16 protein-coding genes are annotated in these 12,602 nt (G+C 67.6%); 8 read left to right on the top strand and 8 right to left on the bottom strand.

What is annotated here, in order from left to right; translation table 11 throughout:
* Positions 1 to 10: 10 nt before the first annotated feature.
* A complete protein-coding gene (locus tag LOC57_RS06235; protein WP_227912444.1) occupies positions 11 to 547 on the top strand; it encodes a GNAT family N-acetyltransferase in 537 nt (178 codons plus the stop codon).
* Here the strand turns inward: LOC57_RS06235 and LOC57_RS06230 are convergent.
* A complete protein-coding gene (locus tag LOC57_RS06230; RefSeq protein ID WP_229958735.1) occupies positions 523 to 1,101 on the bottom strand; it encodes a DUF1990 family protein in 579 nt (192 codons plus the stop codon). The two genes, LOC57_RS06235 and LOC57_RS06230, sit on opposite strands and share 25 nt — an antisense overlap.
* The gene (locus LOC57_RS06225) at positions 1,098 to 1,484 is read right to left on the bottom strand and encodes an MmcQ/YjbR family DNA-binding protein (protein ID WP_229958733.1); all 387 of its coding nucleotides are present in this window, start codon (positions 1,482 to 1,484) and stop codon (positions 1,098 to 1,100) included. Before LOC57_RS06225 ends, LOC57_RS06230 begins: the two co-directional genes overlap by 4 nt.
* A 115-nt stretch (positions 1,485 to 1,599) precedes the next feature.
* Between LOC57_RS06225 and LOC57_RS06220 the strand changes: the two genes are divergently transcribed.
* Positions 1,600 to 2,433: a DUF1206 domain-containing protein gene (locus tag LOC57_RS06220; protein ID WP_227912447.1), complete on the top strand. Its 834-nt coding sequence runs from the start codon at positions 1,600 to 1,602 to the stop codon at positions 2,431 to 2,433.
* A gap of 3 nt (positions 2,434 to 2,436) precedes the next feature.
* Here LOC57_RS06220 and LOC57_RS06215 read toward each other — a convergent pair whose 3' ends face one another.
* Both LOC57_RS06215 and LOC57_RS06210 read right to left on the bottom strand, forming a co-directional pair.
* Positions 2,437 to 2,877, bottom strand: a complete 441-nt coding sequence (locus LOC57_RS06215; RefSeq protein ID WP_227926026.1) for a CoA-binding protein — start codon at positions 2,875 to 2,877, stop codon at positions 2,437 to 2,439.
* A gap of 54 nt (positions 2,878 to 2,931) precedes the next feature.
* On the bottom strand, positions 2,932 to 3,543 hold the full coding sequence (locus LOC57_RS06210) for an alpha/beta fold hydrolase (protein ID WP_229958731.1): 612 nt from the start codon (positions 3,541 to 3,543) through the stop codon (positions 2,932 to 2,934).
* A 375-nt stretch (positions 3,544 to 3,918) separates the two neighbouring features.
* On the opposite strand from LOC57_RS06210, the gene LOC57_RS06205 reads away from it, so the two are divergent.
* From LOC57_RS06205 to LOC57_RS06195, 3 genes are all read left to right on the top strand, one after another.
* Complete coding sequence (locus LOC57_RS06205) at positions 3,919 to 4,740, top strand: ABC transporter ATP-binding protein (RefSeq protein ID WP_229958729.1); 822 nt, start codon at positions 3,919 to 3,921, stop codon at positions 4,738 to 4,740.
* A gap of 121 nt (positions 4,741 to 4,861) precedes the next feature.
* A complete protein-coding gene (locus LOC57_RS06200; RefSeq protein WP_229958727.1) occupies positions 4,862 to 5,929 on the top strand; it encodes an aliphatic sulfonate ABC transporter substrate-binding protein in 1,068 nt (355 codons plus the stop codon).
* Entirely contained in the window at positions 5,926 to 6,795 is an 870-nt protein-coding gene (locus LOC57_RS06195) for an ABC transporter permease (protein WP_229958725.1), read from the top strand. The genes LOC57_RS06200 and LOC57_RS06195 overlap by 4 nt, the downstream gene beginning before the upstream one ends.
* 49 nt (positions 6,796 to 6,844) lie before the next feature.
* Here LOC57_RS06195 and LOC57_RS06190 read toward each other — a convergent pair whose 3' ends face one another.
* A complete protein-coding gene (locus tag LOC57_RS06190) occupies positions 6,845 to 7,126 on the bottom strand; it encodes a hypothetical protein (RefSeq protein WP_227926021.1) in 282 nt (93 codons plus the stop codon).
* Positions 7,127 to 7,259: 133 nt separating this feature from the next.
* Here LOC57_RS06190 and LOC57_RS06185 point away from each other — a divergent pair, with 133 nt between their 5' ends.
* Positions 7,260 to 8,612, top strand: a complete 1,353-nt coding sequence (locus LOC57_RS06185; RefSeq protein WP_229958723.1) for an O-acetylhomoserine aminocarboxypropyltransferase/cysteine synthase family protein — start codon at positions 7,260 to 7,262, stop codon at positions 8,610 to 8,612.
* Positions 8,602 to 9,126, top strand: a complete 525-nt coding sequence (locus tag LOC57_RS06180) for a CoA-binding protein (RefSeq protein WP_229958720.1) — start codon at positions 8,602 to 8,604, stop codon at positions 9,124 to 9,126. The genes LOC57_RS06185 and LOC57_RS06180 overlap by 11 nt, the downstream gene beginning before the upstream one ends.
* A gap of 30 nt (positions 9,127 to 9,156) precedes the next feature.
* On the opposite strand, the gene LOC57_RS06175 is transcribed toward LOC57_RS06180, so the two are convergent.
* The 3 genes from LOC57_RS06175 to LOC57_RS06165 all read right to left on the bottom strand — a co-directional run bounded on the left by LOC57_RS06175 (position 9,157) and on the right by LOC57_RS06165 (position 11,474).
* Entirely contained in the window at positions 9,157 to 9,930 is a 774-nt protein-coding gene (locus LOC57_RS06175; protein WP_229958718.1) for a hypothetical protein, read from the bottom strand.
* Complete coding sequence (locus LOC57_RS06170) at positions 9,914 to 10,474, bottom strand: RNA polymerase sigma factor (protein WP_229958716.1); 561 nt, start codon at positions 10,472 to 10,474, stop codon at positions 9,914 to 9,916. The genes LOC57_RS06175 and LOC57_RS06170 overlap by 17 nt, the downstream gene beginning before the upstream one ends.
* A 193-nt stretch (positions 10,475 to 10,667) precedes the next feature.
* Entirely contained in the window at positions 10,668 to 11,474 is an 807-nt protein-coding gene (locus tag LOC57_RS06165; RefSeq protein WP_227912458.1) for a carbon-nitrogen hydrolase family protein, read from the bottom strand.
* 89 nt (positions 11,475 to 11,563) lie between these two features.
* Between LOC57_RS06165 and LOC57_RS06160 the strand changes: the two genes are divergently transcribed.
* On the top strand, positions 11,564 to 12,559 hold the full coding sequence (locus LOC57_RS06160; RefSeq protein ID WP_229958714.1) for a DUF2804 domain-containing protein: 996 nt from the start codon (positions 11,564 to 11,566) through the stop codon (positions 12,557 to 12,559).
* The last annotated feature ends 43 nt before the right edge of the window (positions 12,560 to 12,602 follow it).

Below are 12,602 nucleotides of genomic sequence, written 5' to 3'. Positions count from 1 at the left end.
AAATTAGCTCGTGAGCATAATCCCCGAAAACCGCGCAGCCGACGCCGGCCTCCCCACTGAGCGTTTGTCGTTGGACCTGATGACGGTGAACGAGGTGGACGCCCTGATCATCCAGACCCGGGGGACGGACTGGGCGCCGGACTTTCCGCAGCCCGCGGACTACGACGCAGCCCGGCGTGCGTTTGAAGCCGGGCTGCTGACTCCGGCGGCCGCTGCCTTCGGCATCCGCATGATCCGTGAACGCTCCACCTCCCTGGTGGTGGGCACCATCGGCTTCGAAGGGATCCCGCTGGACCGGGCTGTGGAGGTCACGTACAACGTGGTGCCGTCCTGCCGGGGCCAGGGGTATGCGGCCGAGGCGCTGATCACCCTCACCCGGTTCGTCCTGACCCGTCCCATGGTGGAAGAGGTCCTGGCCTTCACCGAACCCACCAATGAAGCTTCCCAATCGGTGCTCCTGAGCGCCGGATTCCTGCCGCAGGAAGAAAGCGACATGGTGCTGCGGTTCAGTTTCCGCCGCTCTCAGCTGTCGGACACCAGCCGGTAGGCAGCCGCAAAATACCGGTTGGTGAAGAACTGCTGAACCCGGACGTTGACGGCGTTGGCTGCACCGATCACGGCGTTGGCCGGACGGCTGTAGGCCGCGATCCGGAAGTACAGGCGCCCGTCGTCGTCGAGCTCCGCATAAAACCCCTCTTCGCCCCTTTCCGGGTGCCCGCGCAGTGTCCCGTAGCCGAACCCGGCCCGTTGCCCGGGCAGCGGCGTCCCGGCGTCATCCAGCACCGGTTCCGCCGCCCACAGCACCCGGCACGGAGCGTAGTACCGCACCTTCCCCAGCCCGATCCCGGAGGCCATTTCAACGCCGGGCGCAGCCCGCGGCGTCGCCGGAGCCACCCACAGGCCCGCCCCGCGGTGCACGTCCCAACCCAGCAGGCTGTCCGCAAGCCGCAGGAACGCTGCCGCCGGATCAGCCACGGCCAGCTCCTCCTTGCGCAGGACCAGCCGGTATTCCGCCGGCCAGCGGTCCGTCATGGGCGAGGGGTACGGCCGCTCGGTCCGCCCGGGATCCGGATAGGTCAGCTCCCGGTACTGGCTGTTCATGCCTCCGCGAGTCCCTTCCAGGCCAGTGATTCGCGGTCCTTTTTCGGCAGCGAAGCCACCACCAGGTCATAGGAGTCTTCCACCAGGTCCCGGATCATGTCCCGGGCCAGCCCGGCGGCCACCTCCACCTGGTTCCAGTGGGTTTTGTTCATGTGCCACGCGCCGGTGATCTCCGGATGAGCGGCACGCAGCTGCAGCGCCAACTCCGGCTCGCATTTGAGGCTGACCAGCAGGGGGTCCACCTGTAGTGACGACATGGCGAACATCTTCGCCCGCCCGCCGGCTGCCCGAACCTTGAACACGGATGTTTCCGGCCCGAAGGGAAAGTCCTCGAACGCCCCGGGCAGGGCCAAACACATCTGCCTCAGCTCATGCGCATCCATGCCGAAAGCCTAGCCCTGGTTGCCGCGCCGCGGCACTGCCGCCCACTACGGGTGACAGGATAGAGGAAGGAGGTACGTGTTCGGCGTATCGCAGGCAGAGCAGAGGACGGTTGGTGTGGCGCAGGAGAACGGCAACGGCGGGCCCGTGGCGGAAACAGCGGAGCGTGCCGCGGATTCCCGGACCTTCGAGCGGATTGCCCGGCTGGGCTATGTGGCCAGCGGGATAGTGCACGTGGTCATTGGCGCCATCGCCCTGCAGATCGACGCCGGCCGGTCCGGCAACGCGGACACCAACGGCGCCGTGGCCGCTCTGGCGCACCAGCCGGCGGGTTACCTGCTGCTCTGGTTCTGCTTCATCGGCTGCTTCGCCCTGGCGCTGTTCCAGTTCAGCCGGATCTTCTTGGCGGGCCAGCGGCTGTCGGACAAGGAGCTGTGGAAGGACCGCGCCCGCGACGCCAGCCAGGCCATTGTGTACGCGGGCATCGGCAGCATCTTTGGCTCCTTCGCCTTGGGCCGCGGCAGCAATGACGGCAGCTCATCCTCCGTCAGCTGGACCGCACGGCTGCTGGCCGTTCCGGCCGGGCAGTGGCTGCTGGGGATCGCCGGCCTGGTGGTTGTGGGCATTGGCGGGTACTTCATCTTCAAGGGAGCCACCCGGCGCTTCCGCGGCAACCTGACCGGAGTGGCCGGACGGGTTTGGAATCGTGCCGTGGATATCACCGGCGTAGCCGGCTACATCGCCAAGGGCATCTCGCTGGTGGTCCTGGGCATCCTGCTGACCCTGGCCGCCGTGAAGTCGGATCCGGAACAGTCCACCGGCCTCGACGGCGCCCTGCACACGCTGCGCGACCAGCCGTTCGGTGTGGTTGCCCTGGCTGCGGTGGGCATCGGCCTGATGCTCTACGGTCTGTACATCGGCATCATCAGGGCCCGTTTCGCGAAGCTGTAGGCGTTACAGGCCAAAGCGCGGGGCTTCGATCACAGGGCAGGTGTCCATCACGACGTCGAGTCCGGCGGCCTTCGCGCGGGCGGCCGCCGCTTCGTCCACTACGCCCAGCTGCAGCCACACCGCCTTGGCACCCACCGCGATGGCCTGATCCACAATGTCACCCACCCGGGAGGAATTCACGAAGCAGTCCACCACGTCGATACTGCCCGGAACCTCGCTGAGTTTCCGGTACCCCTTGTTGCCGTGCACGTCATCCCCTTTGAGGCTGACCGGGATGATCTCCATGCCCAGGGTGTCCTGGACGTAGCGCGAGACGCCGACGGCGGTGCGCAGCGGGTTGTTGGACAGGCCCACCACGGCCCACCGGCCAGGGGTGGTCAGGAGCCGGCGGAGAACCTCCGGATCGTTGGCGTGTGCGGTGCTGGCGGAATTGAGCTGGGACATCTGCCGTCCTTCGTGGTTGCCCGAAGATGGGGCTCCAGCTTACGCCCGGACCAATCAGTCCAGGAAAGACTCGATGGCCTCTGCCACCGCGGCGTCGGGCACGCCGCCCGCATCCGCGTCCAGCAGCCGGAACTCCCCGGATTCCAAGGCATCGGCGGCCCGTTGGGCAAGATCCCGCGTCTCATCGGCGCTGCCGCTGCCCGCCAGGATGAGGACCGGGACGCTGATGCCGCCGAGTCCCTCGATTTCGGTCTGCATCACGAGCAGTTCGTCCTCGCCCTCCGCCGGGGCGAGGGCGGGTTCCAGCGCCACCACCCGGTTGACCACCACCGACTCCTCGGCGGCCCGCAGCGCCAGGAACGCTCCCTCGTCAAAGCCGTAAAGGTCCGTTGATTCGCCGGCCACCTGGAGCACGGCCAGCAGGTCATCCACGTCGGATTCGGCCGTGTATTCCTCACCGATCCCGCTTTCCCCGATACCCCGGCGGTCATAGGTGTACACAGTGTGGTTCCGGGACAGGATGTCTGCGAGGGCCGCCGTCGCGCGGCTGCTCCGGTGCGCCAGGAGGGGACCGACTATGGCCAGCGGCGGGCCGCTGCCCTGGCGGGACCAGGCGATGGGCGTTCCGTCTGCGGACGAAACAGTTCCGGAGGCGCTGGGTTCCATGACCGCTCCTGCTCGTTGGATGCTCTTTAGTGCTCACTGGGCCGGTGCTGCTGGGCCGGGGCCGGAATTCAACGGTAGGAGCCGGTGCCGGACAAGGTCAATGCCCTGCACACTGCCGTGCCCGATGCCGGGAACATGTCGTTTTGTGAACCGGCTCACAGGCCAACACTTGTCGGATGTGCGGATCCGGCGTTTAGTTGTCCGTGACCATCCCGAGCGGCTGAGAGACCTGGATCGATGAAGCCGCAGCAACCCTGGTTGCCGCATTTCCTCCTTGAAGCGCGGCAATAACGAGGCTGGTGTCGCAGGAAGCCGTTATCCCGGCTCAGGACACTTTCCGTAGGGTGCTACTGCCAGGAACGATGGAGTGTTTCTATGACAGCAGTTCTGGCTTTTTCCACGCCCGCTTCCGGCACCGCCCAGCCGGCCGGGCCCGCCCTTCCGATCACGTTTGACCGGCTCGGCCGCAGCTTCGGCACCGGCAATGACGAACACGTAGTCCTGCGGGACGTCAGTTTCGACGTTGTCCCGGGGGAGGTGCTGGCCGTTCTCGGGGCCAGCGGCTGCGGCAAATCCACCCTGCTGCGCGCTGCGGCCGGCCTGGACCGGCCTTCCTCCGGCGCCGTCCTGATCGGCGGCAAGCCGGTGAACGGCATCAGTGAGCAGTGCGCCGTCGCCTTCCAGGAGCCGCGGCTGCTGCCGTGGCAAACCCTGCAAGCCAACATTGCAATCGGCCTGCCCAAATCCTCAAGCGCCAGCCGGGGCAAGGCCCGCGTGGCCGAACTTTTGGACCTCGTGGGGCTGACCGCCTTCGCCAAGCACCGGCCGCGGGCGGTGTCCGGCGGCATGGCGCAGCGGGCTTCACTGGCCCGGGCACTGGCGCGTGAGCCCGGTGTCCTGCTGCTGGACGAACCCTTCGGGGCCCTGGATGCCCTGACCCGGCTGAAGATGCAGGACCTGCTCCTGTCCCTGCACCGGGCAGCCCCCGCCACGGTACTGCTGGTCACCCATGACGTGGATGAGGCCCTCCAGCTGGCGGACCGCATCATTGTGCTGGGCACCGAACCGGGGGCACCCGGCGCAACCATCACCAACGTTGTCGCTGTACCCGGCGACCGTCCGCGGGACCGCGCCTCGGCGGAACTGGCCCGAATGCGCGGCGAGCTTCTGGCCCTGCTGGGCGTCGAACGCCGCTAGCTTCCCGCTTTCCAGCCTGCTTTTCAGGCTCCTCTTTCCGGCCCTCAGCCGTCCTCAACTGCTCCCTGCCTGCCCTGTCCCCGCATGCGCGTACCCGCGGGCCCTCTGCTAAGGAACCCACATGTTCAGCCGATCTTTCCTCCCTGCCCGTTTTTCCCTCCCATCCCGCACGGCCCGCACCCTTGGAGCCCTCGCCGCCGTCGCCGCCCTGTCCCTGACCGGCTGCGTGGCCGGAGAAGACACCACCGGCGCGTCCGCCGTCCAGGACGCCGACGGCGGAACGCTCACCATCGACTTCGCTACCTACAACCCGCTGAGCCTGATCATCAAGGACCAAGGCTGGCTGGAGGACTCCCTGGCGGATGACGGCGTGACGGTCGAGTGGGTACAGTCCGCCGGCTCCAACAAGGCCAATGAGAACCTGCGTTCCGGGGCCATCGATATCGGTTCCACCGCCGGCTCCGCGGCCCTGCTCAACCGGGCCAACGGCTCGAAGATCAAGGCCATTGACGTGTTCTCCCAGCCGGAATGGTCCGCCCTGGTGGTGGGCGCGGATTCCGGCATCACCTCCGTGGCGGACCTGGCCGGCAAGTCCGTGGCTGCCACCAAGGGCACCGACCCGTACTTCTTCCTGGTCCAGGCCCTGGACGAGGCGGGACTCAGCCTGTCCGACGTCACGGTGGAACAGCTGCAGCACGCCGACGGGCGTGCTGCCCTGGACAACGGTTCCGTGGATGCGTGGGCGGGGTTGGATCCCATCATGGCCGGGGCGGAACAGAACGGGGCCCGGCTGGTCTACCGCAATCTGGACTTCAACACGTACGGCCTGCTCGCGGCCAACGAATCCTTCCTCGAGGAGAACCCGGAGCAGGCGCAGGCAGTGGTCAACGCTTATGAAAAGGCCCGCGCCTGGGCCGCGGAGCACCCGGACGAGACGGCAGGGATCTTGGCCGACGTCGCAGGACTGGACCCCGCCGTCGCCAAGACCGTGATCCTCGAACGCAGCAACCTGGACGTGGACCCGGCTCCGGGAGAGGACCAGCGCCGCGTCCTGGCCAAAATCGGCCCGACCCTGGTGGAAACCGGGGACGTCGCCAGCCAGGAACAGGTTGATGAGGCGCTGGCCGGCCTGCTGGAGGATACCTACGTCAGCAAGGCCGACCCTGATGCCGTGGCGGCGTCCCGATGAGTACTGCTGCCGCCCCGGTACCGGTTCCACCCACCCTCTCCCCGACCGGCACACCGGCAGTTCCTGCAGTACCGGCGGCCGCAGCGGCACCGGCCCGCGCCGGATCATTACTGCACCGCCGGCCGGTGCGGCTGGTCCTGGGCCTGCTGGTTCCGGCCCTGCTGCTGGCCGCCTGGCAGCTCGCCGCCGCTGCCGGGACCTTCAGCCCGGTCCAGCTGCCCTCCCCCGCCGCGGTGTACACCGCTGCCGCGGACCTGCTCCAGCGCGGACAGCTGGGCCGCCATGTTGCCATTTCCACCCAGCGGGTGCTGATCGGCTTCGCGCTCGGCTCCGCTTTGGGCCTGGCATTGGGGGCACTGCTGGGTCTGTCCCGGCTGGCCGAGACCCTGCTGGGACCGGCCATCGGCGCCCTGCGGGCCGTGCCCTCCCTGGCCTGGGTGCCGCTGCTGATCCTGTGGCTGAAGATCGGCGAGGATTCGAAAATCACCCTGATCACCATCGGCGCGTTTTTCCCGGTGTTCACCACAGTGGCCCTGGCCCTGCGGCATGTTGACCGGAACCTGGTGGAGGCCGCGCGGGCCTTCGGCCTGCACGGGCTGAAGCTGCTGACCACCGTGCAGCTGCCCGCCGTGGTGCCGGCGGTTTTCTCCGGACTGCGGCTGGCCCTGGCCCAGTCCTGGCTGTTCCTGGTAGCCGCCGAACTCATCGCTTCCTCCATGGGGCTGGGGTTCCTGCTGACGGATTCCCAGAACAACGGGCGGACCGACCGGTTGTTCCTGGCGATCATCCTGCTGGCCGTGCTCGGCAAGGCGACCGACGCCGTCCTGGGGCTGGCACAGAACCGGGCGGTGAAGAAATGGACGTGAGCGCCGTTGCCGGACCGGCCGCGGCATGCTGAGGACGGAAAGGGCGGGGCTAGTGCTTGCGGGTCAGCGTGACACGGTCCAGCACCACGGATCCGCCCATGGCCTGGTGCACGCGCAGGAACTCCGTGGCCGACACCTCCAGGATGTGGCTGTCGGTCCGGGCCGGCAGCAGGTCCTCATGCCTGCCCTCCATCAGTTCCAGGAACGTGCGGGTCGCTTCCCAGCGCGCCATCGGTTCCGTGAACGTCATCCGGTGCGCGGCCGAGGCCATCTTGTAGCCGGTTTCCACAACAATCACGTATTCGTCCACTGCGGCCTCCCTGCGCCCCATGCATCCGTGTCCGGCCCTGCCTACCGCAACCTAAGCCCACACCCGGCGCAAACCGCAACGGGGAACCGCCCCGCGGCGGCCCGGCACCGCCAAGTTCAGCAGCACCCTCCGTCAACAGCAACGAAAGGCCCCCATGAGTGAGCACCAGTTCGGATTCCGCACCCGCGCCCTGCACGCCGGCGGCACCCCCGACGCCCTGCACGGGGCACGCGCGGTACCCATCTACCAGTCCACGTCCTTTGTCTTCAAGGACACGGCCGACGCCGCGAACCTGTTCTCGCTGCAGAAGTACGGCAGCATCTACTCTCGGATCGGCAACCCGACTGTTGCGGCCTTCGAAGAACGCATCGCCTCCCTCGAAGGCGGAATCGGAGCCGTGGCGACGGCGTCGGGCATGTCCGCTGAGTTCCTCACCTTCGCCGCACTCTGTTCCGCCGGCGACCACATTGTCGCCTCCGCCCAGCTGTACGGCGGCACCGTCACCCAGCTTGACGTCACGCTGCGCCGCTTCGGCATCGAAACCACATTCGTGCCCGGCACGGACCCGGCGGACTATGCCGGCGCGGTGCAGGAGAACACCAAGGCCGTTTATGCCGAAGTCGTGGCCAACCCAAGCGGAGACGTCACCGACATCGAAGGCCTGGCCCGGGTGGCGCACGACGCCGGGGTGCCGCTGATCCTGGACGCCACCCTCAGCACGCCTTACCTGGTGCAGCCCTTCACGCATGGTGCGGACATTGTGATCCACTCGGCCACGAAGTTCCTCGGCGGGCACGGCACCACCCTGGGCGGCGTCATTGTGGAAAGCGGCCGGTTCAACTGGGGCAACGGGAAGTTCCCGGCCATGACCGAACCGGTGCCCAGCTACGGCAACGTTTCCTGGTGGGGGAACTTCGGGGAATACGGTTTCCTGACCAAGCTGCGCTCGGAACAGCTGCGCGACATAGGCCCCTCACTCAGTGCGACGTCGGCGTTCGCCCTCCTGCAGGGAGTGGAGACGCTGGCCCAGCGCCTCGACGAACACGTGCGCAACGCCCTGGCGGTGGCGCAGTGGCTGGAAGCGGACCCGCGGGTGTCCTGGGTCAGCTACGCCGGACTGCCCTCCCATCCGCACCACGAACGGGCGCGCAAATACCTGCCCAAGGGCCCCGGGTCAGTGTTCAGCTTTGGCGTGGCCGGGGGCCGGGCAGCTGGACAGGTGTTCATCGAATCCCTGCAACTGGCCTCGCACCTGGCCAACGTAGGTGATTCCCGGACGCTGGTGATCCACCCGGCCTCCACCACCCACCAGCAGCTCTCCCCTGACCAGCTCTCCGCCGCCGGAGTATCCGAGGACCTGGTGCGCATTTCCGTGGGGCTGGAGGACCTGGCGGACATCCTCTGGGACCTGGACTCGGCCCTGATCGCAGCCGCCGGCACCAGTGCCGCCGGTGCCGCCGCCAGCGGTGCCGCCGACCTTTCGAAGGAGACCGCCGATGTCCGCTGAAACTCCTTCCGGCACCGCCGGAGATTCCGGAACCAGGACTTGGACCGGTCCGACGGCGGCGGAACGCCTGGCGCTGCTGCGCGGGGCCCGGACCATCGCCATTGTGGGAGCCTCGGACAAACCATCGCGTGCCTCTTACTTCGTGGCCACGTACCTGCTCTCCTCGTCCCGCTACCGGGTTTATTTCGTGAACCCCGCGGCGAAACGGATCCTGGGCCAGCCCGTTTACGCCGCGCTGGCGGACCTTCCCGAAGCACCGGACATTGTGGATGTGTTCCGCCGCCACGAAGACCTGCCCGGGGTGCTGCAGGAAGCAAAGGCTGCGGGGGCAAAGAACCTGTGGCTACAGCTGGGGTCCTGGCACGAAGAAGTGGCCAGGGACGCCGAAGCAGCCGGCATGGGGGTGGTGATGGACCGGTGCGTGAAGATCGAGCACGCCCGGTTCCACGGCGGGCTGAACCTCGCCGGCTTCAACACCGGAGTGATTTCCTCCCGGCGCCAGCTAACGGTGTAGGCGGTGTAGGCGGGTCCGTGCGGAGGCGGACTACCGTCCTCCGCCGGGCCAGCCGTAGCCGTTGTTGTTGCCCTGTCCGTTGTGGCCCCGGCCGTTGCTGTTGTGCGCGCCGTTGCCGGACTGTCCGCCGTTGAACATCGCCGCCGCACCGCCGCCAGGGCCCATGGTGTCCCGTACACCGCCGTCGTTGCGCCGGTTCTGGCCCGGGATATAACCAGTGGGCGGCCCGTCGAATGTGCCGGGGTTCTTCCCGGCGTCTTTCCCGCTGCCCGGATATCCGGGCACGTGCTGAACTGGGGGTGCGGGCACTGCTTCCACCGGTGCGGCTGGCGCCGGCATGGGAACCGGTGCCGGATCAGGCACCGGCTCAGGTGCGGGAGCAACATTTTCCGGTGTTGACGGCACACTTTCCGCGGCCACCGGGGCAAAAGTTTCTTCCGGAACAACGAGTTCTGTCGTGCTTCGTTCGGCTGTGGGCGCAGGCTCCGGCGTAAAGCTGACAACTGGTGCCGGATCCGCGCGCACCAGGAAATCCTGCGTGGCAGCAACGCCGGTGGCTCCGGCCGCCATGGCGCCGATCAGCGCGGTGCTGAGAATGATCCCCCGGCGGCGCTTGGACTTCAGGGGCACCGGAGCACCGTCCAGCAGTGCGGCCAGCTTCCCGCTCGGTTCCGGTGCAGCGGTATGCGCCTGCGCCCGCAGGGACAGGAGGCCCGCGAGCAGTTCGGGGGATTCCTCCACCCCGGCTTCGGTCAGGAGGCCGCGGATATACCGGGCGTCTTGGTCGTCAGGATGCTCGCTCATTGTCCGGTGCCTCCTTCCCTTCCAGTTGGCCTTTCAGTATCCCCAACGCACGGCGTTGCAGCTGCTTCACCGCTCCGGGAGTGCGTCCCATGATTTTGGCCGACTCGTCGATGGACAGGTCCGCCACCACCCGCAGCAGCAGCACTTCCTGCTGCTGGGGTGTTAGTCCCTGCAGCAACGAGGCGACGCCGGTGTCTGCGCCCAGCGCGCTTTCCTCGGCGGACTGCGTTGACCTGCTGTCCAGTTCCGGGTCAAACACGGCCGTCGCCGGTTCACGTTCCCGCCGGCGGATGTCATCCACCATGCGGGCATGGGCTACGGAAAAAGCGAAGGTACGTGCCCCGCGAAGACCGCCGGATAGTGAGTCCAGCTTGGCGAACAGCGTCAGGAACACTTCCTGGGTGAGGCCCTCGGGATCTTCACAGCCTTTGGACCGGAGGTAACCGAGGATGCCGGGTGCGAAGTCGTCATAGAGTTCCCGCAGCGCGGCCGGTTTCCGGGCGCGCGCATCACGGAGCGTCTGCTCGGTAAGCGCTGCGGCCACGACGGATCACTTTCGTAGGAAGCGGGGTGGTGCAAATGCTACCTTGCTCCGAGCCGTAGACGCATGTGCAACGGCCGCACCGATGCTCGTTGGGGGGATAAGCCTCGGCGCGGCCGTTACAAACAGGTAATCGTCGGGGGGTACGAAAAGGTTACGCACCTGGAAAAAGTTTTTTCAGCAGGTGCTTCGGTGCTTATCCGGCGTCAATAATCCGGGTGTTTTCGGCGAAACGGCGGTTCTTGAGCACGGGCAGGAACTCCCGGACCTCGCTGATGCGCTGCCGGGTGACGTCCGCCGTCGCCACTGCCTCGCGTTCCTCCGCCAGGGAGGCCTGCGGCACACCCATGGGATCAAGGATGACGGAGTGGCCCACAGTGTGCCGGCTGGAAGTACCTGCTGCCGCCACCCAGACCGTGTTCTCAATGGCGCGTGCCTTCAGCAGCGTCTCCCAATGATCAATCTTGTGTTCGCCCCGGAACCAGGCGGCCGGCACCGCCAGCAGGTCCGCCTCCTGGTCCGCGAGCGCCCGGGCGAGTTCCGGGAAGCGCAGGTCATAGCACGTCATGACCCCCACCCGCAGTCCGCCCGCCTGCAGAACCTTCACGCCGCCGTCGCCCGGCTTGATCCGGTCCGATTCGGCGTAGCTGAACGCGTCATAAAGGTGCAGTTTCCGGTACGTGCCGGCAATCCGCCCGGTCGCTTCGATCAGCACCAGGGTGTTGTACGGGCGTTCCTCGCCGCTGGACTCGTACCCACCGGCCACAATGGCGATCTCCAGTTCGGCGGCCAGCAGGGACAGCTGCTGCACGAACGTGCTCCAGGACGCGTCGACGGCGGCGGCGAGCGGCCCCTGGACCTGCCCGATGCTGAACATGGACTCTTCGGGAAAAATGACAAGCTCCGCGCCCTCGGCCCGGGCCTTGCCGGCCAGGGCACGCATGGTATCCAGGTTCTCGCGCACTTCACCGGACGGACTGAACTGACCGACGCTGACTAACACTGCGGACCACCTTCGTCTCGGGCTTGGGTGCTCCCAGCCTAGACCAGGTTGCATTGCCCGGCCCCCGCGCTCCCCTACACTTGGTCGGCATGGAAGAACTCACCGCCCCCGTTGACCTTGGCACCCCCGGCGGGCTCCTGAACCCCGCGGCGGTCGCGTTTTCCCGCACTCCGCTGCACCGCCCGGTAGTACCCTCCGGGGCCCGCGGGGGTTGGCGGACCAAGCGCTGGGAATACTGGGGCATCCTCACCCCGGAACTGGCCGTCGGTCTGACCATTGCGCACCTGGACTATGCCGCCACCCTGCAGCTCTACGTCTTCGAGCGCAGCACCGGCAAGGAGATCAGTGCCGACCCCCTGAAGCTGCTGCCCTCCTATGCGGACATTTCCCTGCCGGATACCCTGCCGCCGCTGACCGCGTTCGGTTCCTTCGGCGGATCATCGCTGCGCTTCCACGACGCCGACGGCGGCACCCGCCTGACCGCGTCGTCGCCCCGGGTTTCCGTGGACCTCTTCGCCGAGGCGGACGGCGATGTGCTGGGCGTGGTGGTGCCCTGGTCCGGGCGCCGCTACCAGTACACCCTCAAGGACGTGGCCCGCCGGGTCTCCGGCACCGTCACCGTGGACGGCCGGGAGTATTCCGTGGGCGGCGAGGATTCCTTTGCCGTCCTGGACCGCGGGCGCGGCCGCTGGCCGTATTCGAGGCGCTGGAACTGGGGCGCGGGTGCCGGCACGGTGGACGGGGTGCGGCTCGGGCTGCAGGTCGGCGGGAAGTGGACGGCAGGCACCCCCGCCACGGAGAACGCCCTCATTGTTGACGGACGCCTGCACCATTACGACGGCGAACTGGAGTTTCAGTACGATCTGGCCGATCCGGCGTCGGCCTGGCGGGTCCGCGGCGAGTGGATCGATGCCGTCCTCACCCCGTTCCACCGGCGGGTGGCCGCCACCAACGCCGTGGTGATCAGTGCCCGGACCTGGCAGGCCTTTGGCACATGGACCGGAACGGCCCGCACTCCGGACGGCACCGAGTATGCGCTGGACGGGCTGGGTGGCTGGATCGAGGAGGCCAGGAACCGCTGGTAGCCGGCGGAAGGCCCCGCAGCATCACATGCTGCAGGGCCTTCCT

It is taken from the genome of Arthrobacter sp. zg-Y750 (assembly GCF_020907365.1).
Taxonomy (GTDB): domain Bacteria; phylum Actinomycetota; class Actinomycetes; order Actinomycetales; family Micrococcaceae; genus Arthrobacter_B.
Note: the sequence above shows the minus strand (reverse complement) of the source record. Positions and strands in the feature narration are given on the sequence as shown.

What these genes read in the sequence shown, in the direction of transcription:
- LOC57_RS06230 (WP_229958735.1), bottom strand. Translation starts at nt 1,101, where the DNA reads ATGAACAGCCAGTACCGGGAGCTGACCTATCCGGATCCCGGGCGGACC.
- LOC57_RS06225 (WP_229958733.1), bottom strand. Translation starts at nt 1,484, where the DNA reads ATGGATGCGCATGAGCTGAGGCAGATGTGTTTGGCCCTGCCCGGGGCG.
- LOC57_RS06215 (WP_227926026.1), bottom strand. Translation starts at nt 2,877, where the DNA reads ATGTCCCAGCTCAATTCCGCCAGCACCGCACACGCCAACGATCCGGAG.
- LOC57_RS06210 (WP_229958731.1), bottom strand. Translation starts at nt 3,543, where the DNA reads ATGGAACCCAGCGCCTCCGGAACTGTTTCGTCCGCAGACGGAACGCCC.
- LOC57_RS06205 (WP_229958729.1), top strand. Translation starts at nt 3,919, where the DNA reads ATGACAGCAGTTCTGGCTTTTTCCACGCCCGCTTCCGGCACCGCCCAG.
- LOC57_RS06200 (WP_229958727.1), top strand. Translation starts at nt 4,862, where the DNA reads ATGTTCAGCCGATCTTTCCTCCCTGCCCGTTTTTCCCTCCCATCCCGC.
- LOC57_RS06195 (WP_229958725.1), top strand. Translation starts at nt 5,926, where the DNA reads ATGAGTACTGCTGCCGCCCCGGTACCGGTTCCACCCACCCTCTCCCCG.
- LOC57_RS06190 (WP_227926021.1), bottom strand. Translation starts at nt 7,126, where the DNA reads ATGGGGCGCAGGGAGGCCGCAGTGGACGAATACGTGATTGTTGTGGAA.
- LOC57_RS06185 (WP_229958723.1), top strand. Translation starts at nt 7,260, where the DNA reads ATGAGTGAGCACCAGTTCGGATTCCGCACCCGCGCCCTGCACGCCGGC.
- LOC57_RS06180 (WP_229958720.1), top strand. Translation starts at nt 8,602, where the DNA reads ATGTCCGCTGAAACTCCTTCCGGCACCGCCGGAGATTCCGGAACCAGG.
- LOC57_RS06175 (WP_229958718.1), bottom strand. Translation starts at nt 9,930, where the DNA reads ATGAGCGAGCATCCTGACGACCAAGACGCCCGGTATATCCGCGGCCTC.
- LOC57_RS06160 (WP_229958714.1), top strand. Translation starts at nt 11,564, where the DNA reads ATGGAAGAACTCACCGCCCCCGTTGACCTTGGCACCCCCGGCGGGCTC.